This window comes from Verrucomicrobiales bacterium (genome assembly GCA_016793885.1).
Lineage (GTDB): Bacteria > Verrucomicrobiota > Verrucomicrobiia > Limisphaerales > UBA11320 > UBA11320.
The window spans coordinates 58131-79896 of record JAEUHE010000055.1 but is presented as its reverse complement, the minus strand read 5'-3'; the positions used below and the strand labels follow the sequence as shown (position 1 = coordinate 79896).

Below are 21766 nucleotides of genomic sequence, written 5' to 3'. Positions count from 1 at the left end.
TACGCATGTCGTTTCAATTCGGTTCGAGTCTTTCAGCTAAGTAGGCATCGATCGTTGGATACTCAAGTGAATTCTCGGCCCGTCCCTGCTTCTTTCGAGCAGCCGTCAGGAGAGAATTTTCTTTCGGTAAAGTTAAGAAAAAGCTTGTTCTTACCCAGCAATTTACATAAGCTAATTTTGCGGCCTGTAAGATGTCGTTTGAGGAAATCGTAAATCAGGTGTAGTGTTGCGGCCTCAGACAAAAAACAACTATGAGTAATTGGACGCAGTTAGATGTTGAGTTGAATAACAAGTTTTCGAAGTTGATTGGTAGGAAGTTAGTAGCAGCAGGTCAGAACGGTCAGGTCCAGCGTGGAACCACGGAAAGCACGGAAGCGGGGCTCCCACTCTGGAAGCGGGTTTTGGATGTGACAGCTATCCTAGTGACGTTGCCGGTGACTCTCACCGTTTGCATTCCCCTCGCCATTTTCATCAAGGTCGTTTCTCCGGGTCCTATCTTTTTCCGGCAGGAGCGTGTGGGTTTTCGCTGTAAAACGTTCAGGTTATTGAAATTTCGGTCGATGCATTGTGGAGCGGACACTGCGGTCCACGATAAGCATCTCAAGCAGCTTATGGGTGCTGAGAAGCCAATGCAGAAGATGGACGGCAACGACTCGCGACTGATCCCCTTGGGTAAGTGGATCCGGGCCAGTGGGCTCGATGAGTTGCCTCAGTTGCTTAACGTTCTGCGTGGTGAGATGAGTTTGGTGGGGCCGCGTCCTTGCACGACGTTTGAGTTTGCGAACTATGAGACGTGGCAGAAAGAGCGGTTCAACGCGACTCCGGGGCTCACTGGGCTCTGGCAGGTTTGTGGAAAGAACCGCACGACTTTCCGCCAAATGGTTCAGATGGACATTGCCTATGGGAAGCACAAGTGCCTCTCCTTGGACCTGTCCATCATTGTCCGAACGATTCCCGCGCTCGTTGTTCAACTCCTTGCGGCCCGAGCGGCTGCGAAACAGACCAGGATGGGCTCAAACGGCGATGCTGAACTAGCGAAAGCCAAATCAATTACGGAGAATGAAGACTCAGCTGAAGGTCGGAGTGGTCGGGTGCGGGTACTGGGGGCCTAACCTCATCCGCAATTTCAACAGCATTGATGGATGTAAGTTAAGTGTTATTTGCGATACGAGTGAGCAGCGGCTGGCTCACATGCATAAGCTCTATCCGGATGCTCACCCCGAGCGGGATTATGGGCACATGCTCAAGAGCAGTGAGATCGACGCAGTTGCGATCGCAACCCCCGTTCGGTTCCATCACAAAATGGCGAAAGCCAGCTTGCTGGCGGGCAAGCATACCTTCATCGAAAAGCCGATGGCTGCTTCGTCCGCTCAGTGCGCCGAGCTGATTGCGATCGCCAAAGAAAAGAAGGTGACCTTGATGGTAGGTCACACCTTCCTCTACTCCGAGGTGGTTCGGAAGATTAAGAAGATTGCTGATTCTGGAGACATCGGCGAGCTTCGCTATATCAGCGCGCGACGACTGAATCTTGGGCTTTTTCAAAAGGATATCAATGTCACCTGGGATTTGGCCCCGCATGACATTTCGATCATCCTGTACATCATGGAGGAGGAGCCCATCAGCGTGAACTGCCGGGGCGAACCCCATGTCACTTCCGGGGTGGAGGATGTCACCATGCTCTGCCTCAACTTCAGCAATCATCGGTCTGCGCTCATCCACAGCAGTTGGCTAGATCCCCGTAAGATCAGGGAGATGACCATCGTGGGCTCGAAGCGGATGATCGTGTACGACGACGTGGCCACCCTGGAGAAGATCAAGGTCTTTGATGCGCGAGTGGAACGTCCCCCTCACTATGATAGCTTCGCGGAGTTTCACTACTCCTACCACTACGGGGATGTTTACACGCCCTACGTCAAGCAGGAGGAGCCGTTGAAGGTGCAGTGTCAGCATTTCGTGGACTGCATTCGCGATGGCAAGACTCCGATCACCTCTGGGCTCAGAGGCATGCAGGTCGTCAAAATTCTCGAGGCGGCTTCCGAGTCCTTGAAGCGCGGCGGTGCTGAAGTTCGCCTGGATGAATTAAGCAGCGACGCCTCCGACGCTAAACACTAACAGATGGATCCTTTCCATGGGGCCGCGGTCGCAGACCTCCGTCCCGTGGTCCTTTCTATGGATGCAAATCAATCCTTCCTCCGGGTCGCTCCCGACGTTCGTTTGGGTCGCGGTGTCCGGCTCTTCGGTTTTGTTAACCTCTACGGATGCGAGATCGGCGACGAAACGAAAATCGGCACATTCGTCGAGATTCAGAAAGGCGCCAAGATCGGCGCCCGGTGCAAGATTTCCAGCCACAGTTTTGTCTGCGAGGGCGTGACCATCGAAGACGAGGTGTTTGTTGGGCATTCCGTCACCTTCATCAATGATCTCTTTCCTCGGGCGACCACCAGCGCAGGCGGGCTTCAAACCGAAGCGGATTGGGAGTGCCGTCCAACCGTTGTGCGCAAGGGAGCCTCAATCGGATCGGGAGCCACTCTACTTTGTGGCGTTACTATCGGGGAGCATGCCATCGTGGGTGCCGGAAGCGTGGTGACGAAGGACGTTCCACCCTATGCGGTTGTGGCTGGCAACCCGGCTCGGGTTCTCCGAACCCTTTCCAGCTAACTCGTATCACCCGGAGCAAGGGGCTGCTGCCCTGATATCGGTCGGTTCTGGCCCCCCAGGCGGCCAGGATAGGGTTGCATTTTTTCTATCCTGTTTGTATTCCGTTGGATATGAAGACTCTGTAAGGTTTCCTGGCTGGCTGAGCGGCCTCGCCCGATTGAACATCATCGGCCTGAGAGTGACAAAGAGTTGGGCGATCGGGTGCCTGTGCTGTCCATGGAGTGGTGAATTTGAGCTTAACCCGTCAGTTCCTTCTGACGATAAGCTACTAGATTGTGGTCGGAGCATCTCTTGCGCCCAGGACGGATCTCCAGGGGTGGCAGGCGGGCGGTGGTTTCTCACGGTGCCGGGGTGAGGCGGATCGTTTGCTAGCCCCCGGCGAATCTTGAGTGAGCAGCTTTTGGTGACGGTAAATCGTAACGTTTCTCGTAAACACATGGCCTTACATCAGGCGGGCGGAAAAGCCCTCAAAAATGTGACGGACCAGCCGCAAGGTTTTGGTCTCACCGACATCTATTTCACGCTGTTCCGCCGCTGGAAGCTTATCCTGGGATTTGCGCTGCTCGGGATTGTGGCTTCGACGTGTGCCTTTCTCGTGATCAAACCGGTGTACACCTCCGAAGCCAAAATTCTGGTGCGGTTTGTGATGGAGAAGCGCTCCATTTCACCGACCGGCTCGGATGCGACGGTGGTCTCCCCGGACCGCTATGGTGAGAACGTCATGAGTTCTGAGGTGGAGATCTTCAACAGCTTCGACCTCGCTTTGCAAGTGGCTCAGGAATTTGGGCCGGAGAGAATTCTGGCCAAGGTTGGAGGCGGCACGAACAAGGTGGCTGCGGCCGCCGTCCTGAAGGAAGGGATGGTTGCTATCAACCCGAAGCGCAGCAACATCATCCTGGTCTCATTCACTCATCCGGATCCCGAGATTGTTCAGCCCATTTTGACGAAATTCGTCGCGGCCTATCAGGAAAAGCACGTGGAGATCCACCGCCAATCGGGAGTGCTTGATGATGTGCTCAAGCGCCAGCGAGAAGCGCTACGGATGTCTCTGACTCAGACGGAGAGTGCGCTGGTGCAGATCCAGACCAACCAGGGAATTCTCTCGGTGGAGGACAGCAAGCGGACATTGCAGGATCGGATCAGCAAGCTCTCGGAGCAGTTGCTCTCAGCTGAGACCGAGTTGGCCGAAGCCAAAGTCTCGCTGGCATTCCTGACGCCCACGCAAGGCGTTGCGGCCGCGTCGCAGTCGATTTCCAACTCCGCGCCGTCGGCGGAAGGTTCCGCCGCAAACCTCAATCCGGGTTCTGCGCCGCTCGGTCCTACCAATGTTGCCGCCGCCTTCGCTGTGATTCCCCAGGACAGATTGGATGCCTACCGAGCCTTGACGTCGGAGCTGGAGTTGGTGAGGAAGCATGAGAAAGATTTGCTGAAGCAGTACACCGAAGCCCATCCGGCGGTGAAGCGGGTGCGAAACCTAATCGTGGAGTCCGATCGCCAGGTTCAGGAGTTGCGGAAGGCCTTTCCGAACATCCAATTCCAGATGAGCATCACGCCGGCCAGTTCGAGCTCCAGCGGCGGGTATGCCCGCACCAGCGCTGAGATTGCCTTGAATCCCGCCGAGGCCATCCAACGAGAAACCTCCCGGATCGGGACTTTGCAGGCGAAGATCGCCACCCTGCGTGACTATCTGACTCAGTCCAAGCGCGAAGCCTCGGAACTGGTCGATGCGGACATTAAAATAGGCGACCTGAAGCGGACCAAGGATCTGCAGGAAGCGAAGTACCGCTATTATCAACAGAATCTGGATCAGGCGGCGGTGGATGAGGCGCTGGGGCCGGGCAAGGTGATGAACCTGAGTCTCGTCCAGGCGCCAGCCACGGCGGCGAAAGACTCCGGACAACGGTTGAAGCTCAGCGCGGCCGCGTTGGTTATTCCGTTTGCTTTTGCTCTGCTGCTGGCCTTTATTCTGGATCTGTTCCTGGATCAGAGCATTCGTCGTCCCTCCGAAGTGGAGAAGAAGGCTGGGGTTCCGTTGTTCATTTCCATCCCCGAGAACGCCGAACTCGCGTCTCCCAAGGCGCGCAAGCTACTGCCTGCCGGAGGTGAGCCTACCGCTGTCAAGGCCCCATCAGATTCGCCGGCTGCCGCAGGTGAGGTGATGCCGGTGGTGCTGCCTACGGTTACCGAGTCGGCCGAGCTTCAGCCCTTGTTCGAGACTCTCAGAGACCGCTTGGTCGCGTTCTTCGATGCTCACCAGCTGACCCATAAGCCCAAGCTGCTCGGGATTACCGGGTGTCATGCCGAGGCGGGGGTCACAACGGTGGTCGCCGGCTTGGCGGCGTCGCTCTCGAACAGCGGCGACGGGAATGTCCTGGTCGTCGATATGAAAGAGGACGGCGGTGCGGTTCAGCAGTTCTTCCGTGGCAAGCCTCAGCTAGGTCTGGTGGATGTGCTGGAGGGCAGCCGGCGGAACGAGGCCCAGGTTCAGGACAACCTGTTTGTCGTCTCCGAGCAGGATGTGACCGGCAATCTTCCGAAGATTCTGCACAAGCGTTTTCTGGGGTTGCTGCCCAAGCTGAAGCTGAGCAGTTACGACTATATTCTGTTTGATCTGCCTCCCATGAGCCAGACCAGCATTGCACCGCGAGTGGCGCGCTTCATGGACATGGTTTTGGTGGTCGCTGAGTCGGAGCGAACCAATGCCGCAGTGCTTCGCCAGTCCGCGCAAATTTTGTCCGATACCGGAACCCACGTGGGAGCCGTTTTGAATCGGACGCGTCAGTATGTCCCGGAAAGCCTGAGCCAGGAGCTTCCGTAACCGGAAGCCCGCTGTTGCGGATGCCTGACTGACTGTTGGCCAATGTCTCTTTGTTGTTTTCACAGGCATGGCCGTTGGAAACCGGTGACGCCGCCAGTGCCAAGTCAGCCGATGTGCCAGGGCTGACACCAAGGGCGGCAGCCTGTACCTTTGCCGGCGGCTGAACGCCGGCCGCCCGCTCAGTAGACGAAGTTAGTTGCCGACGCGTTAGCCCATCAAACCATGTTCGCCCGAACTGCATACTATTGGCTGAAGCCGGTGTTGCCTTGGTGGTTGCGCATCTCGGCACGTCAGCTGCGCGCCTCCATTAAACGGTCGACACACCAGCAGGTCTGGCCGGTTAGCGCCTCCTCCTTTCTGCCACCCGAGAATTGGGCTGGGTGGCCTGATCAAAAGCGTTTCGCTGTCGTGCTCACTCATGATGTGGAGGGCCCCTTGGGGGTATCCAGGGTCGAGCAGTTGATGCGATTGGAGCAGGACCTCGGTTACAAATCTTCCTTCAACTTCGTTCCCGAAGCCTACACCACGCCGAAGGAGCTTCGGGAGCGGGTGGTGGCGCACGGATTTGAAGTGGGGGTTCACGGGCTCAAGCACGATGGCAAGCTGTATGGCTCTCGTGAGATTTTTCGCAGCCGGGCGTTGCGGATCAATGAGTATCTGAAGGATTGGAAGGCGGTCGGTTTTCGGTCGCCTTTCATGCACCACAATCTGGATTGGATCCACGATCTGGAGATCGAGTACGACGCCAGCACCTTCGACACGGATCCCTTCGAGCCACAGCCCGACGGCATGAACACCATCTTTCCCTTCTGGGTGCCGAACCCTCGGACCGGAGGGGGCTACATGGAGATGCCTTATACCTTGGTTCAGGATTTTACGCTCTTTACGGTGCTTAAGGAGAAGACGATCGATGTTTGGAAGCAAAAGGTGGACTGGGTGGCCAAGCAAGGTGGGATGGTCCTGCTCAACGTGCACCCGGACTACGTCTTCTTTGGCAGCGGAGATGCCCCGGCCGGTGAGTTTCCGGCGAGCCATTATCGCGACTTGCTGAGGTACATTCAGGACCGCTATGCCGGTGAATACTGGCACGGTTTGGCCAAGGATCTCTCACGCTATTGCAAGCCGCAGCGACCGATGAGACCCCAGCGGGTCGGCCGGCATGTCTGCATGGTGGCCTACAGCCACTACGAGTCGGACAATCGGATCAAGCGCTATGCGACGGCTTTGGCTGATCGGGGGGATCAGGTTGAAGTGCTTTCTCTAGGCGACGGCAGCGATGGGGAGAAAGATGGTTTTCATGAGGGAGTGCACGTCTCCCATTTGCAGACGCGGCTCCACAACGAGCGCGGGAAGTGGGACTACCTGAGGAGGATTCTACTGTTCAGCCTGCGTGCGGGCGCGGTTCTAACCGGAAGGCATTTCCGCCATGGGTTTGATGCCATCCATGTTCACAATGTTCCTGATTTCCTGGTGTTCTGCGCGCTGTTTCCCCGGCTCACCGGCGCCAAGGTCATTCTCGATATTCACGACATCGTCCCAGAGTTCTTCGAGAGCAAATTTAAGACCGGACCTGACAGCCTGCTCAAGAAGACGCTCCTGCTCGTGGAGAAGGTCTGTGCGGGGCTCTCCCACCACGTTATCATTTCCAACCACCTTTGGTACGACAAGATCACCAAGCGGTCGGTGAAGCCGGAACACTGTTCCACGTACATCAACTACATCGATTTGGGTGTGTTTGCTCCGCGTATCCGGCGTCGCTTTGACGACCGTTACATCGTTATCTTTCCGGGCGGCTTTCAGTGGCACCAGGGTTTGGATCTGGCGATTCGTGCCTTCAGCCTCTTCGTCAAGCGGGTGCCGAATGCAGAATTCCATGTTTACGGGAAGGGCGATCAGCGCGAGGCGTTGGAGCAGTTGGTCAAGGAGTTGCATCTGTCGGACCAGGTGAAGATAAATCCACCGGTGCCGACGGAGCGGATTCCCGAGCTGCTGGCGGAGGCGGATCTCGGGGTGGTTCCCAAGCGGGCCAACTCGTTTGGCAATGAGGCCTACAGCACCAAGATCATGGAGTTTATGTCGCAAGGCTTGCCGGTAGTGGTTTCGAGAACTAAAATTGATAGCTTCTATTTCACAGAGAAAGAAGTGAGGTTCTTCGAAAGCGAAAATGTGGAGGATCTGGCGAACGCGATGCTAGAGGTCGCCTCCAGTCCCGGCCTGAGGAAGCAACTTGCATCCAATGGGTATCGCTATGTGGCTGAGAACGGCTGGGGTCGCAAGAAAACGGAATACCTCGCCTTGGTGGATGGTTTGATCGACGGGAAGAACAAGTAGTCGGGGTCACGGTCATACCGTGCACAAAAGATCGTGGTAATGTTTGGCTTGAGTTTATGAATGAACCTTTTCAATCCAGCTTGACTGCTGTTCAGAAGTGGGTGGAAGAGCGCAACTACAAGGGTTATGATCCCGGGGATGGGCAGACATCCTTCCTTGCGCCGCTCACCTTCGGCAATCTGTTTGCCGAGCGCGTTCTTCAGCAGATCATCTGGAAGTTTCCCATCAATCTTCGGCCAGTACTGGGGGTGAAGCCCTTGGATTCGACCAAGGGACGCGGCTTTATGGCCTTCGGGCATATGCTGCTCTTTCAGAAATTCCGACGGGATGAGGACCGGTTGAAGGGTGAGGCGTGTCTGGACTGGCTCGATAAAAATCACACCACCACTTACCCCGGACACAGTTGGGGCAACCACTTCAAGTTTTCCGCGCGGGGAGGCAGCATTCCGAAGGGCGAGCCTACCATCGTGTGGAGCAGTCTGATCGGGCAGGGGTTTCTCGAAGCCTTCGAGCAAACTCAGAACGAGCGCTGGCTCGAGGTGGCGAAGGGAATCTGCACTTGGATTCAGAGCATTCCTCGGGAACGGACCGCGACCGGCACCTGCTTGAGCTACGTCGGATACGAACAAAGCTCCATCCACAATTCCAGCTTGCTCGGAGCCGGCATGCTCGCCCGGACATGGAAGCACGCCAAGAAGGATGAATACATCGATTTGGCTCGTCAGGCGGTGCTCTACTCCTGCAGCCGTCAGCGTGAGGACGGGTCCTGGTGGTATGGTGAGCACCCATCGTTCCATTGGATCGATAATTTCCACACCGCGTACAATCTCGACAACATCAAGCGCTACATCGACGCGACGGGGGACACAACCTTCAAGCCGCACTTGATGAAGGGGTATCAGTACTTCAAGGACGTGTTTTTTGAAGACACCGGCCGGCCGAGGTACTATCACAACCACACTTTCCCGGTGGATATTCAGTGCGCTTCCCAGGCCATCGACACGTTTGCCTTGTTCTCTGAGCTCGATCCGGATGCGCTGGAGATGGCGCAGAAAGTGGCCCGTTGGACCATCACCACGATGCAAGATCCGACCGGCTATTTCTACTATCGCCAGTATCCGATGATGATTGCGCGGACCCCGTACTTCCATTGGGGGCAGGCCACGATGTTCAAGGCGCTGGCTCATCTTCTGTGCAAAATGCCCTGCAACGGCACGCGGATGAATCTAGTGGCACATGTGGATCGCCCTAGCGGCCATCTCTCCTGCTGAACCTTCCCATGAACACTTCACGACTCAGTTATGTTTTGGTGACTCCGGCCCGGAACGAGGAGGCGTTGATCGAGAACACGATCCGGTCCGTAGCCGCCCAGACCCTGCTGCCGAAGAAGTGGGTGATCGTCAGCGATGGATCTACGGATCGGACCGACGAGATTGTGCAACGGTATGCGGCGCAGCATTCATGGATCGAGCTCGTCCGCATGCCCGACCGCCGGGACCGCACTTTTGCGGCGAAGGCCAATTGTTTCAATGCCGGGTACGAGAGGCTCAAGTCCCTTGAGTTCGATGTGATTGGGAATCTCGATGCGGACATCACCTTCGAACCTGATTACCTGGAGTTCCTGACTTCCAAGTTTGTGGACAACCCGAAGCTCGGCGTCACGGGCACGCCTTTCGTGGAGTCCGACACCGGCAACAACCACAGCTACGGCCATCAGTTTGCCAACCTGGAGCATGTCTCCGGAGCCTGTCAGCTTTTTCGCCGGAAGTGCTTCGAGCAGGTGGGCGGATACATACCCATCAAGGGAGGGGCCATCGATTGGATAGCGGTGACCACGGCCCGCATGCGAGGCTGGCAGACCCGCACCTATGTTGAGAAGAGTTGCTCGCATCATCGTCAGTTGGGGACGGGCAACGACAACCCCTTGATGGTGCGTTTTCGCTATGGTCAGAAGGCCTACTATGTAGGCGGGCATCCGCTTTGGGAGCTGCTGCGGGGTTGCTTTCAGATGAAGGACCGGCCCTATCTGATCGGTGGTCTCTATTTTCTGAGCGGCTTCCTCTGGGCCATGATCACCCGTATGAAACGGCCAGTTTCTCAAGAACTGATCGCGTTCCACCGCGGCGAGCAGATGGTTCGCCTGCGGAAGGTTTTCGGAAGGCTATTCCCCTTTGCTCGCCCGGCTGAGCCTACGCCGGAGAAGGTGGCAGCGCGAGCATCGCAGACTTAGGCAGCGCAGATTCCTATGAGTTCAAATTTGACGATCGACAATCAGGAAGTGGTGATCGCCGGAAAGCTTCTCAGACGCGGCCGGTTGCGTGCGGAGTATTACGACACGATCCAGGATCCCCCGGCATTTTTTCAGAAGCTTCGTGAGGCGGGCGGCCGTGCGGATCTGTTTACCTTTCTTCAGAGCGTCGCGGACCGCACCCCGCGATTTCAGTATCATGTGGAGCCGGATCGGATCGCGGTGATGCCGATCACCACCTACGAGGCTTGGTGGAAGAGCCTCAAGGACAAAACCCGGAACATGGTTCGCAAGGCCGCAAAGACCGGTGTTGAGATTCGAACGGTCGAGTTCAACGACGAGCTGGTGGCGGGGATCAAGGTCCTTTACGATGAGTCTCCGCTTCGCCAGGGCAAGCCGTTCAAGCACTACGGCAAGACCCTGGAGGTCTTGAAGCGCGACCATGCCAGCTACCTGGAGAGGAGCGAGTTCATCGGGGCCTTTTTTGAAGGCAAGCTGATCGGATTCATCAAGCTGGTGCACGGCAACCAGGTGGCGAATTTGATGCAGATTCTCTCCTTGATGGCGCATCGGGACAAAGCTCCGACGAATGCGCTGATCGCCAAGGCGGTGGAGATTTGTGCCCAGAAGCAGGTGCCGAATCTGCACTACGGCATGTGGAGTCGACGGGGGATTGGCGAGTTCAAGATCAACCACAAGTTCGAATGCGTCGAGGTTCCGCGGTATTTTGTTCCGTTGAGCTGGAAGGGCGAGCTGCTGTTGAAGGGCAAGCTGCATCATCAGCTCACCGACTACCTTCCGGAGAAGATGTTGGACACGATGACTGCCTGGCGGGCAAAGTGGTACGGCATTCGCTACAAGCAACAGACGGCAGCTGGACGGTGAAAATGTTGCCGCTCCGAACGGCACATGGTGGTGACCTGCGCAGCATAAGCGGCCGTCACCTTATAGAGATCGATTTTGATGGGGCAGTAGCTCAATTGGCAGAGCGTCTCGGCGCAAGCCGCGAATATGGAAGTTCAATCCCTCCCTGCTCCATTTCCCATCGCCGCCACCTCGGCCTCTCTTCGCGCGTCTGTCGTCGTCGGCTAGCTGAACTGCCTCCAGCTCACTCAAACCCATGCCTGGATTTGCTGGATTCATAGCCAAGCAGCGAGCTGCGGATCTCGATCAACGATTGAGCCGAATGCTGGCTCCTTTGCAGCACGAGGCCCACTATCTTTCGGGACACCGATCCTTTCCCGAACTCGGTCTCTGGGTGGCTTGGTCCATGCACGCCGAATCCGGCGCCGCATCCCAGCCTTATTGGAACGAAACTCGGGACATTGGGCTGATCTTTCGCGGGGACCTTCCACTCGATCCCCAGGTGTTGCAGGAGCTCCGATCTCGCGGGCATGCCGGGATATCCCCTGATCCGTCGGCGCTGGTGCACTGGTATGAAGAGAAAGGTGAATCCTTTGTTCACGACATTCCGGGCTGGTTCAGTGGTCTGGTCATCGATCAGCGTGCGGGATCGGCGGTGCTTTTCAATGATCGGTATGGGTTGAGTCGGATCTACCTCCATGAGAACGCGGACGGCATTTATTTTGCCTCCGAGGCCAAGGCGCTGCTGGCGGTCCTGCCCGAGGTGCGACGTTTGGATACCCGCGGCCTCGCCGAGGTGGTGAGTTGCGGGTGTGTTCTCGAGAATCGCTCCTTGTTTCAGGGGATATCGCTCCTTCCGGGTGCGTCCCTGTGGTTCCTGTCGAGGTCGGGCGAAACCAGGCGGACGACCTATTTTTCCCCGAGTGTGTGGGAGGGGCAGGGCGCGGGGACTGCGGAGACCTACTACCAGGGGCTCAAGTCCAGTTTTGAACAGGTGCTTCCACGATGTCTGTCTGGTTCGCAGAAAGTGGGCGTGTCCCTGACCGGTGGGCTCGATAGCCGCATGTTCATGGCTGGCGCGCATTTGGCGCCCAATTCTGTCGATTGTTACACGTTTGCTGGCGCTTACCGCGAGTGCGCCGACGTCCGCCTCGCGCGCGAGGTCGCGCGTCTCTGCCAGCAGCCTTACCAGCTGATCCCCGTGGCCGAGGATTTTTTGAGCCAGTTCCCGCAACTGGCTCCTCGGACGGTGTATCTGACCGATGGCACCATGGATGTCACGGGGGCGGTTGAGCTCTACGTCAACCGGGCCGCGCGCCAGATCGCGCCGGTGAGAGTGACAGGAAATTATGGCTCGGAGGTGATTCGTCACAATGTGGCTTTCCGACCCTCCCGAGAGGCGGGCGAGCATTTTGACGCGGAGTTTGTCCGTCAAATCGGCGAAGCGGGGCAGACTTACCGAGCCTTGGCCAGCGGGCATCCGCTCTCGTTCATTCTCTTCAAGCAGGTGCCCTGGCACCACTATTCGCGCCTGGCAGTAGAGGAGTCCCAGCTGGTGATGCGGACCCCATTTTTGGAGAAGGAGCTGGTCTCCAGCGTTTACCGAGCGCCCGAGGAGTTGCGCCGGAGCTTAGGACCCTCGCTCCGGCTCATCCAGGACGCTTCGCCCTCGCTTACCCGCATCGATACCGATCGGGGGGTGTCCTGGCATCCCACCCCGGTGCTCACGAAGTTGCGCAATGGCTATCAGGAGTTCACCGTGCGGGCGGAATATGCCTACGACTACGGCATGCCGCAGTGGCTGGCGAAGGTTGATCGTGTGCTTCAGCCGTTGCATCTGGAGAAGTTGTTCCTTGGTCGACACAAGTTTTATCACTTCCGCGTTTGGTATCGCGATCGGCTGGGTAACTACCTTAAGGAGGTTCTCCTCGACCGGAGAACTCTCAATCGCGGGCTCTGGGATGGCAAAATGGTAGAACGGATGGTGAACGACCATGTCTCTGGCCGGGCCAATCGAACGAGCGAGATCCACCGCCTGCTGAGCACCGAGCTGACTTTTCGCCAGCTCATCGAGAAGTCCTGGAACCCATGAGCACTGCACCTGTGACGCTCAGTGTCTGCATTTGCACTTATCAGCGGCCTAAGCTGCTGCTCAGGCTCCTGGAATCGTTGGCTGCGCAGACAAACGCCGATGGCATCGAACTTTCGGTGGTGGTGGCTGACAACGATGCGGCGGAGTCGGGACGTTCCACCGTCGAGGCGTTCAAGGGCAAAGCCCCCTTCACGCTCATCTACTGTGTCGAGCCGCGAAAGAATATCGCATTGGTGCGCAACTGCGCCATCGCCAATGCCCCGGGTGAGTTCATTGCGTTCATCGATGACGACGAGTTTGCAGTGAGGGAATGGGCCCATCTGCTGATGAGCACCTGCGAGCGCTTGCAGGTGGATGGCGTTCTGGGCCCGGTTCTTCCGCATTTTGACGAGGAACCGCCGGCCTGGATCCGTCGGGGCGGTTTCTACGACCGCCCACGTCATGAGACCGGCTTTGAGATGGGCTGGCAGGAATGCCGCACCGGCAACGTTCTCTTTCGGAGGGGAATCCTGAGCCGGATGACCGAACCGTTTCTGGCTCAATTCAATAACGGTGGTGAGGATCAGGACTTTTTTCGCCGAGCGATGGCGGCTGGGGCGCGGTTTGTGTGGTGCGACGAGGCGGTCGCCTACGAGACGGTTCCGCCGAACCGCTGGCGTCGTCGATTCATGATTGAGCGTGCGCTCCTGCGTGGGAGGAATTCCCTCCGCCATCCCAAAGGTCGGATCAAGGGAATCCTGAAGTCGATGGTAGCCGCCCCACTTTATACCCTCTCGCTGCCATTTTTGCTGGTGGCGGGTCATCACCTGTTTATGAAGTATCTGGTCAAGCTGATGGACCATCTTGGACGACTCCTGGGGGTCGTCGGCCTTAACCCCGTCAAGCAGCGTGAAATGTAGGATCCAGATGAGACGCTTACTTCAGTCGGTCCAGACTCGTGCGTTCGAACCCGTTTCGGGAGGCGTTGTGACGCCCCTGATGTTCTGGTTCCATCCCCTCTGAGAAATGCCCCGTTCACTCGCCATCCTTCTCTCGTTGCTGTTCATCGCCTGGCTTTGGCGCAAGGACCATCAACAGCGCCGGGAACTGAGCCCGGCTATCTGGATACCCGTCATCTGGCTGATGGTCCTGGGTTCGCGACCCCTCTCGTTCTGGTTCGGATTCACCTCCAGCGGGGGATCCCTGGAGGGCAACGCCTTTGATCGAACCTTCTACTTGGTGCAGATTCTGATTTCGATGGTGATTTTGGCACGCCGGCAATTTCCCTTCGGGGATTTTTCTCGCAACAACACCGCCCTCTTCCTCTTTTATGCCTGGCTGCTGCTGACCCTACTCTGGTCTGGCTATCCTTTTGTGACCTTCAAGCGCTGGTTCAAGGAAATCGGCGGGATCTTTGTGATGCTGCTGATCCTGACGGAGAAGAACCCCATGGAGGCATTGAAGGCGGTGTATATCCGCTGTGCTTATGTGCTCATTCCTCTGTCGGTGCTCTTCATCAAGTATGTTCCCGAGTTTGGCCGGGCCTACACCAATCAGGGTGGAGTGATGTACTGCGGAGTGACCGAACAGAAGAATTCGCTGGGGGAGATTGTGCTGATCTTCTCCCTGATTCTCATCTGGGATATGGTGCAGTCCTGGGACGATCCGGAGCGAAAGGCGAAGCGGAAAAACTTTTTCTATCCCTCTCTTGTTATTCTGATGGGGTTGTACTGTCTGCAGATCTCGGACTCGAAAACGGCCATGATCTGTCTGGTGGCTGGCACGGTGATCCTGGTGAGCCATCGTCTCCCCTTGCTCCGAACCAGTCCGACCACCATTTTTTGGCTCTGCTTGTTGGGGGGGCCTACGTTCCTCGGCTTGGACAAGCTCTTTAAGATCTCGAACACCCTCCTGGCGATGATCGGTCGGGACTCGACCTTCACCGGACGCACCGAAATCTGGAGAGTGGTAAGGGAACATCCCGTGAACCCGCTGCTCGGCTCGGGCTATCTGGCCTATTGGGACAAAACGGGCGTGGTTGAGATTGGAGACTACGAGGCGGAGCTCAAGACCGCCCACAACGGCTATCTCGAGATTTATCTGGACGGCGGTTTCATCGCCCTGGGGCTTTTGCTCCTGGTCCTGCTGGTGTTGGCGGTGGGGATCTATCGAAATCTCCAGCAAAGGCATCATTTTGCCCGGCTGCAGTTTGCGTTCTTCCTGGTTACCGTCCTGTATAATTTTTCCGAGTCCACGTTTGCCCGGCGCGGACCGCTCTGGTTTAGTTTCGTTTTGATCGCGGTCACCGTCGGGTCCCTCCTATGGAACCATCTGTTGGGATCGGAGCAGGCTGAGGACGGAGGATCGCAAGAGGCGGCCCGACCTGAGGATGGGTCGGCTTTTGGTGATCTGCGGAACGCCTGAAGAGTGATCCGGCGAAGCACAACATGAGCCTAACAAGCACAGTCAATCCTGACAAACCGGCGACCGAGCCTTCCGGGACCGGCGCTCGCAGCCCGCGTATCCCCAAACGAATTATTCATATTTGGGGGTCTCCGAGCGGGAAGTCCCCCGCCCAGGCCAAGCCTGAGCTTCCCTTGGCGTGCCGCGCGGCTGCGGTCAATGCTCGGCTGCTTCATCCCGACTTCGACTATTGTCTGTTCGACGACGCCCGCATCTCCGACTTCATGGAGCGGGAGTTCCCGGAGTATCGAGACGTGTTTGGTCGGTTCCCTTTTCCGATCCAACGCTTCGATTTTTTTCGGTATCTGGCCATCTACCGCCTGGGCGGCTTTTATCTGGATCTGGATGTTTATCTGGCGCGGAGTTTGGCGACATTGTGCGACCAGGCCTGCGTCTTCCCGTTTGAGGAGTTGACCTTGAGTCGTCATCTGAGGGAGGGATGCGGGTTCGATTGGGAGGTGGGGAACTATGCTTTCGGCGCCGAGGCGGGGCATCCGTTCCTCCTGGCGGTGATCAAGAATTGTGTGCGCTCCGTCGAGGATCCTGCTTGGGCCCTGCAGATGTATCAGAATATCCCATCGCCATTTCGGGGCCAGTTCATCGTCACGAACACGACCGGTCCCGGTTTGGTGACCCGGACTTTGGCGGAGAACCCTGGCCTGCGAAGCTCGGTCACGGTGCTGTTCCCCACCAACGTTTGCGAGCCTAAAACCTGGCACCGGTTTGGTGACTATGGCGCGCATTTGATGGGCTCCTCCTGGCGCAAGTCGGAGGGTTTCCTTAGGACTCGCCTCGCGCGCTATTGGGAGAACGCGACACGTCGCCGCAACTATCGTGCAAGCCTCCAGACCGGACCGAAGCGGGAGGGAGAGTGGATCAACTCCTATCCGGAATCGGCCAGCTAACCCAGGCATACCCATCATGGCTGGAATGCATTTATGGTTGCGGATACGTGATCGGCTGCGGCGGGAGCGAGCCGAACACTTTGCCCGGCGGGACGCGTTCCTGAGGACGGAGACTCCCATTATTTCCTTCAGCTTCGATGACTTTCCGAAGTCCGCCTTGCTGGCAGCCGGCTCGATGCTCAGCGATCGCGGCTGGCAGGGCACCTACTACACCTCGTTCGGACTGGCCGGGACGATCGCTCCGACAGGCAGGATCTTTGACCTGGACGATTTGCCGGTTCTGTTGGCGCAGCGCCACGAACTGGGATGCCATACCTTTGGGCATCTTCACTCTTGGGACACGCCTGCTGCGGAGTTCGAGGCGGGGATCGAGCAAAACCAGCGCTTCCTGACCAGTCGGTTTCCTGGTGCTGTGTTCCCGACGCTGTCCTATCCGATCAGCTGTCCCAACCCCGGCGTGAAGCGGCGGTCCGGCGCGCGTTTTGCCGGCTGTCGCGGAGGCGGGCAGGCTTGCAATCAGGGCCGACTCGATTTGAATCATCTCCGTTCCTTCTTCCTGGAGCAGGTTGGTGAGAACATGGGTGCGGTCAGGCAGGCGATCGAGCAGACGGTGCGTTGCCAGGGCTGGCTTATTTTTTCCACCCATGATGTGGAAGCGTCCCCCACGCGTTACGGGGTTACAACCGGGTTTTTTCGAGAAGTAGTCGCTGCGGTGGGGGACTCGGGAGCGCGGGTCCTGCCGGTGGGGGCCGCGTTGGAGCACCTGGGATTGGTGCCGAATGCCAGGCATTCAGAGCCCGCATCAGTTTCGCGGTAATTAAAATTGTCCATGTTTCCCTGCTTGAGTCCCGGGCCAAGTCTTTCGATATCTGCTTAGCGAGTCATGCTGTTCAATTCACTTGAGTTTGCGCTGTTTTTTCCGATCGTCTGCGCCCTGTTCTTTATGGGGCCCAAGTCGATGCGGCTTCCCATGCTTCTGGTGGCGAGCTGCGTCTTCTACATGTTCTTTGTTCCGCAGTATATCCTGATCCTGTTTGTCACGATCCTGATCGATTATGTCTGCGGCCTGAAGATCGAGGCCAGCCAGGGGCCAAGGCGGCGCTCGCTCTTGGTATTCAGCCTCGTGGCGACTTGCGCCGTGCTGTTCGTCTTCAAGTATTTTGATTTCTTCATGGGAAATTTCGTTGGCCTGGCCGGCCTGTTTGGCTGGAAAGTCTCCCTTGGCGCTTCGAACATTCTCCTGCCCATCGGCCTCTCATTCCACACGTTCCAGAGTTTGAGCTATGTGGTGGAGGTTTACTACGGGCGTCAGAAGGCCGAACCGGACTTCATCAAGTATTCGACGTTCGTGATGTTTTTTCCTCAGCTCGTAGCGGGTCCCATTGAGCGGCCGCAGAATCTGTTGCATCAGTTTAGCGAGCTGAAGGATTTCAACGCGACGGATGCATGCATCGGGCTGAGGAGGATGGCGTGGGGCTTCTTTAAGAAACTGGTGGTTGCTGACCGGTTGGCGATTTACGTCAACGATGTCTATGGGGCGCCCCAACAGTGCACCGGCTTGCAACTGACCCTGGCGACCGTCTTCTTCGCCTATCAGATCTACTGTGACTTCTCCGGTTACTCCGACATCGCCTTGGGCACTGCCCGGGTGCTGGGCTTTAACCTGATGGAAAACTTTAACACACCGTATTGGTCGCTGTCGGTGGGCGAGTTCTGGAAACGTTGGCACATATCCCTTTCGACTTGGTTTAAGGACTACGTCTATGTGCCCTTGGGGGGGAGTCGGGTGGATCGGGTTCGCTGGGCGAGGAATGTTTTGATCACGTTTGGGATAAGCGGCTTGTGGCATGGAGCCAACTGGACCTATGTGTTTTGGGGTTTCTTAAACGGGCTTTACCTAGTCTGCGGCGCGCTGACTCTACCGCTCAGGGACCGTTTGTTCGGTGGAGTTGGATTGGGCCGGGATACGCTCGCTCGAAAGGTAATCATGTTGCTGACCACGTTCTTCCTGACTTGTATTGCTTGGGTGCTCTTCAGGGCGAAGTCGATGTCTGACGCTCACTACATTCTGACTCATTTGGCCGTGAATTGGGATTTGGGTGCAGTGGCTACCGAGCACTTTCTGCTGCGACAGTTGCCGGTGGCCATCCTGAGCATTCTGCTTCTGGAGATCGGCCAGTTGCTGCGTGGGGCGGTTTGGTTTGATCGTCTTTGGGTCCGGCTGCCATTGGTTCCCCGGTGGGCGTGCTATTTGACTTTCTTTTATTCGGTGGTTTTCTTTGGGGTCTATCGGAAGGCTGAGTTTATCTATTTCCAGTTCTAACTCTGAACTCATGCACGGATTTTCAAGAATAGCCGCGTTTTTCCTGTTGTGTGCGGTCGTGGCCTTTGGTTTGGATGCTGCCATCGACTCGGGATTGCGTCGGATCAAAACCTCGGACAAGGGCGCCTTCAACGCCGCCATGTCTGGAAAGGTGAATGCGCAGATTGTCATCAATGGATCCTCGCGGGCCTTGGTTCACTACGATCCGGTCTTGATCCAGCAGCAGACCGGGCGCACGGCTTATAACCTGGGACGCAATGGATCGCACATCGATATGCAAGTTGCGGTTCTAGAGGCGTATCTGCGCCAGAACGACAAGCCGGAGCTGGTTATCCAGAACCTGGATCCGCACACCTTTATTCCGACCGACGAGGTGTATGATCCGGCTCAGTACATGCCCTATTTGCACGACGAGTCCCTCTATGGGGCTCTGCTGAAAATTCATCCGCAGGCTTGGAGGTGGAAGTATCTGCCGATCTACGGGTATGTCGTCGAGGACATGCGGTTTACCTGGCTCAGGGGTTTTGCCGCCTGGTTTGGCATTCATCCGAGAGAGGATCATTTCCGAGGCTACAACCCGAGGGATACTCAGTGGACTGGTGATTTTGAGCGATTCAAGGAGCAGCATCGTGACGGCTTCAAAATCCAAATTGACCCCAAGGGGGTGGAGCAGGTGGAGTCCCTGATCCGGCTTTGTCATAGCCGAGGAATACCTTTGGTGTTGTGCTACTCTCCGGAGTATCTCGAGATGCAGCGGCTCACCAGCAACCGGCAGGAACTCATGGGCATGTTCAGGCAGGTGGCAGAGAAAGGGCACGCCACATTCATGGATTTCAGCGAATCGGAGGTTTGTGCGAAGCGGGAACACTTTTACAACTCCCAGCATCTTAACCGTCAAGGCTCGAGGCTGTTTTCCCTTGAACTGGCAAAACGCCTCAACAATACTATTTCACTAAATAAGCCCGTTAGTTCGGTTCCCTGAGCATGGCTGCTATTTCTGCAGTGACTGTTGGAGACCGGAGCGTGCGAGGCAAAACCCGTCTGGTTCGAACGTAACCGCGTCTACTCCGGCATCATCTTCCGGTTCGCTCCGTTCACTTGACATCTGGCATTGAGGTGTTCTGTTGCCGGGTGGATGGTCACCGGGTTTGGGTTCTGTTATGGTATTGAAGCTGCTTTAAGGCTGCCATGTGTCGGATAAGTTCTCATCTTTGTCCTGTGTCTGAGCAGGTTTCGTCCTGCAGGCGGCGCTTGTTCGGATGGATGCCGGTTTTAGGGCTGCTGGCGATGGTGCTTTTGACCGGCTCGGCGTCAGGGGAGATCATACCGACCGGGCGGCGCATTAACTGGTCGCGAGGGATGGTAGGCGTCCCGGGTGGAATCCCGAACCGGACCAGTATTTTCTGCAACGTCAGGGTCTCCATCCCTGGTACTAATATCGTGGCCAAAGGGGATGGTATTGCCAACGACGCTCCGGCGATCGAGGCGGCCCTGCGAGCCTGCCCTTCCAACAAGGTTGTTTTCCTCCCGGCTGGGCGGTATTTGGCCAAGAGCTGTTTGAGTATTCGGAGCGACGGGGTGACGCTGCGGGGAGAGGGCATGGGGAAGACGGTCATCATCGCTGACACAGTTAACAACTGCAGCGGCTTTTTCTCGATGGGCACCTTCCGTGAGAGCCCGGCAGCTGAGCGGGCGATTATCTCGGGCTTTACCAAGGGAAGTTCAAACATCGTGGTTTCGTCGGCGGCTGGGCTGACGGTGGACCGAACCCTGCTAAAGATCTGGCAAACCAACCTGCCTACCGTCAAACACACGGGATCCACCATCAACATGACTCGGCAGATGGCCAAGGTGGTCAAGATTGAAGGGACCAAGTTGACGATTTGGCCCCCGCTTGTTTACGACTTTACGAACAAGCCCACGTTCAAGCATCACGATCTTTTTCTGACCCACGCTTCCGGCATTGAGGATCTTACCATCAGCGCCGCTTCGAACGTGTCCGCCTATCTTATCTCGCTGCAGCAAACCTATGGCTGCTGGCTCAAGGGAGTCGAGACCCACAAGGCCAGTGCTGCGCATGTGTTTGGCTTCTATACCGTGCTGAACGAGGTGCGCGAGTGTTATGTTCATGAGGCCTTCAGCTACGGAGCCAACTCCGGCGCCGGAATCGAGCTTTACACCCACAACACCGGCTTCCTGATCGAGGACAACATCATCGAGAGCGCCTTTCCCTCGACCATGCTTTCCGGCAGTTCGTCGGGCTGCGTTGTGGCCTACAATTACAGCCACAATCCTCAAAGCGGGTCGGTGCTCATCGGCGGCGACTTTAACTGCAATCACGGGCCCCACAACGTCATGAATCTCTACGAGGGCAATGTGGGCTCGATGCTGCAGTCCGACGGGTACTTCGGGTCGGCCAGTGAGATCACCGCCTTTCGCAATTTTTTCAGCGGGTCGCACCCCACCTTGACCCTCAATCAAAAGGCGGTGGATCTTTGCCGCTGGTCTCGGAATTTCAATATCGTGGGCAATGTCTTAGGCCTCCCCAATTGGACTGGAGCCTATGAGACTTTTACCAATAACTACAGCTATCGCGTCCCGACGATATATCGGCTCGGTTATCCCGGCATGGCCAACAATGGATATACGGGTACGAACCCGCCCTCAAAAGACATCATGGCCCTGGACCTGGGGGTGGCTGGCACCTTGCTTCGCCACGGCAATTTTGATTACGCGACTAAAAAGACCAATTGGGACAGCAAGATCACCGATCGGGTCCTGCCCGCTTCCTTGTATCATGCTGCCAAGCCCGCTTGGTGGCCGTCGGATCTCCGTTGGCCTGCTCTCGGACCGGATCTGCAGCCGATGGTGGCATTGATACCGGCGCAGCGGAGGTTCTTTAACAGCCCTGATAGCGAGGCTCCCCAACGCCTTCGCCAGGTGACCTCGCCCTAGCGACGGGTCTGACGATGTCCGCCAGGACCCACTGAGTTTCGATCCGTATCCGCTTGCGGTTTTTTTCGACTACTTTCATGGTTGTCGGACCTGAGGGGTCGTTGCTTCGGCCCGACAACTGCTTCCTTTT

16 protein-coding genes and 1 tRNA gene are annotated in these 21766 nt (G+C 56.9%); all 17 read left to right on the top strand.

Going from position 1 to position 21766, the window contains the following annotated elements; translation table 11 throughout:
• The first annotated feature begins 251 nt into the window (after window positions 1-251).
• Window positions 252-1112 carry a sugar transferase gene (locus tag JNN07_07415; GenBank protein MBL9167555.1) on the top strand — a complete coding sequence of 287 codons (861 nt, stop codon included), beginning with the start codon at window positions 252-254 and terminating at the stop codon, window positions 1110-1112.
• Window positions 1060-2112, top strand: coding sequence for a Gfo/Idh/MocA family oxidoreductase (locus tag JNN07_07410; GenBank protein ID MBL9167554.1), 1053 nt, complete (start codon window positions 1060-1062; stop codon window positions 2110-2112). Before JNN07_07415 ends, JNN07_07410 begins: the two co-directional genes overlap by 53 nt.
• Before the next feature lie 3 nt (window positions 2113-2115).
• On the top strand, window positions 2116-2658 hold the full coding sequence (locus tag JNN07_07405; GenBank protein MBL9167553.1) for an N-acetyltransferase: 543 nt from the start codon (window positions 2116-2118) through the stop codon (window positions 2656-2658).
• 436 nt (window positions 2659-3094) lie between these two features.
• A complete protein-coding gene (locus tag JNN07_07400; GenBank protein MBL9167552.1) occupies window positions 3095-5476 on the top strand; it encodes a hypothetical protein in 2382 nt (793 codons plus the stop codon).
• A gap of 222 nt (window positions 5477-5698) precedes the next feature.
• The gene (locus JNN07_07395) at window positions 5699-7807 is read left to right on the top strand and encodes a glycosyltransferase (protein MBL9167551.1); all 2109 of its coding nucleotides are present in this window, start codon (window positions 5699-5701) and stop codon (window positions 7805-7807) included.
• A gap of 56 nt (window positions 7808-7863) precedes the next feature.
• The gene (locus tag JNN07_07390) at window positions 7864-9078 is read left to right on the top strand and encodes a hypothetical protein (GenBank protein ID MBL9167550.1); all 1215 of its coding nucleotides are present in this window, start codon (window positions 7864-7866) and stop codon (window positions 9076-9078) included.
• An 8-nt stretch (window positions 9079-9086) separates the two neighbouring features.
• On the top strand, window positions 9087-10037 hold the full coding sequence (locus JNN07_07385; protein MBL9167549.1) for a glycosyltransferase family 2 protein: 951 nt from the start codon (window positions 9087-9089) through the stop codon (window positions 10035-10037).
• 15 nt (window positions 10038-10052) lie between these two features.
• Window positions 10053-10940 (top strand): hypothetical protein, encoded by an 888-nt coding sequence (locus tag JNN07_07380; GenBank protein ID MBL9167548.1) that lies wholly within the window; start codon window positions 10053-10055, stop codon window positions 10938-10940.
• A gap of 80 nt (window positions 10941-11020) precedes the next feature.
• Window positions 11021-11093, top strand: a tRNA-Leu gene (locus JNN07_07375).
• A gap of 82 nt (window positions 11094-11175) precedes the next feature.
• Entirely contained in the window at window positions 11176-13011 is a 1836-nt protein-coding gene (locus JNN07_07370) for a hypothetical protein (protein MBL9167547.1), read from the top strand.
• Complete coding sequence (locus JNN07_07365; GenBank protein ID MBL9167546.1) at window positions 13008-13910, top strand: glycosyltransferase; 903 nt, start codon at window positions 13008-13010, stop codon at window positions 13908-13910. Before JNN07_07370 ends, JNN07_07365 begins: the two co-directional genes overlap by 4 nt.
• A 106-nt stretch (window positions 13911-14016) precedes the next feature.
• The gene (locus JNN07_07360; GenBank protein ID MBL9167545.1) at window positions 14017-15414 is read left to right on the top strand and encodes an O-antigen ligase family protein; all 1398 of its coding nucleotides are present in this window, start codon (window positions 14017-14019) and stop codon (window positions 15412-15414) included.
• A 23-nt stretch (window positions 15415-15437) separates the two neighbouring features.
• A complete protein-coding gene (locus JNN07_07355; GenBank protein MBL9167544.1) occupies window positions 15438-16358 on the top strand; it encodes a hypothetical protein in 921 nt (306 codons plus the stop codon).
• A 16-nt stretch (window positions 16359-16374) separates the two neighbouring features.
• Window positions 16375-17175, top strand: coding sequence for a polysaccharide deacetylase family protein (locus JNN07_07350; GenBank protein ID MBL9167543.1), 801 nt, complete (start codon window positions 16375-16377; stop codon window positions 17173-17175).
• A 66-nt stretch (window positions 17176-17241) separates the two neighbouring features.
• The gene (locus tag JNN07_07345) at window positions 17242-18681 is read left to right on the top strand and encodes an MBOAT family protein (protein MBL9167542.1); all 1440 of its coding nucleotides are present in this window, start codon (window positions 17242-17244) and stop codon (window positions 18679-18681) included.
• Between the two features lie 10 nt (window positions 18682-18691).
• Entirely contained in the window at window positions 18692-19663 is a 972-nt protein-coding gene (locus JNN07_07340) for a hypothetical protein (protein MBL9167541.1), read from the top strand.
• A gap of 236 nt (window positions 19664-19899) precedes the next feature.
• Window positions 19900-21636: a hypothetical protein gene (locus JNN07_07335; protein ID MBL9167540.1), complete on the top strand. Its 1737-nt coding sequence runs from the start codon at window positions 19900-19902 to the stop codon at window positions 21634-21636.
• Window positions 21637-21766 lie beyond the last annotated feature (130 nt).

Excerpts from the sequence above, each read along its gene's own strand:
- JNN07_07415 (MBL9167555.1), top strand. The coding sequence starts at position 252 with ATGAGTAATTGGACGCAGTTAGATGTTGAGTTGAATAACAAGTTTTCG.
- JNN07_07410 (MBL9167554.1), top strand. The coding sequence starts at position 1,060 with ATGAAGACTCAGCTGAAGGTCGGAGTGGTCGGGTGCGGGTACTGGGGG.
- JNN07_07405 (MBL9167553.1), top strand. The coding sequence starts at position 2,116 with ATGGATCCTTTCCATGGGGCCGCGGTCGCAGACCTCCGTCCCGTGGTC.
- JNN07_07400 (MBL9167552.1), top strand. The coding sequence starts at position 3,095 with ATGGCCTTACATCAGGCGGGCGGAAAAGCCCTCAAAAATGTGACGGAC.
- JNN07_07395 (MBL9167551.1), top strand. The coding sequence starts at position 5,699 with ATGTTCGCCCGAACTGCATACTATTGGCTGAAGCCGGTGTTGCCTTGG.
- JNN07_07390 (MBL9167550.1), top strand. The coding sequence starts at position 7,864 with ATGAATGAACCTTTTCAATCCAGCTTGACTGCTGTTCAGAAGTGGGTG.
- JNN07_07385 (MBL9167549.1), top strand. The coding sequence starts at position 9,087 with ATGAACACTTCACGACTCAGTTATGTTTTGGTGACTCCGGCCCGGAAC.
- JNN07_07380 (MBL9167548.1), top strand. The coding sequence starts at position 10,053 with ATGAGTTCAAATTTGACGATCGACAATCAGGAAGTGGTGATCGCCGGA.
- JNN07_07370 (MBL9167547.1), top strand. The coding sequence starts at position 11,176 with ATGCCTGGATTTGCTGGATTCATAGCCAAGCAGCGAGCTGCGGATCTC.
- JNN07_07365 (MBL9167546.1), top strand. The coding sequence starts at position 13,008 with ATGAGCACTGCACCTGTGACGCTCAGTGTCTGCATTTGCACTTATCAG.
- JNN07_07360 (MBL9167545.1), top strand. The coding sequence starts at position 14,017 with ATGCCCCGTTCACTCGCCATCCTTCTCTCGTTGCTGTTCATCGCCTGG.
- JNN07_07355 (MBL9167544.1), top strand. The coding sequence starts at position 15,438 with ATGAGCCTAACAAGCACAGTCAATCCTGACAAACCGGCGACCGAGCCT.
- JNN07_07350 (MBL9167543.1), top strand. The coding sequence starts at position 16,375 with ATGGCTGGAATGCATTTATGGTTGCGGATACGTGATCGGCTGCGGCGG.
- JNN07_07345 (MBL9167542.1), top strand. The coding sequence starts at position 17,242 with ATGCTGTTCAATTCACTTGAGTTTGCGCTGTTTTTTCCGATCGTCTGC.
- JNN07_07340 (MBL9167541.1), top strand. The coding sequence starts at position 18,692 with ATGCACGGATTTTCAAGAATAGCCGCGTTTTTCCTGTTGTGTGCGGTC.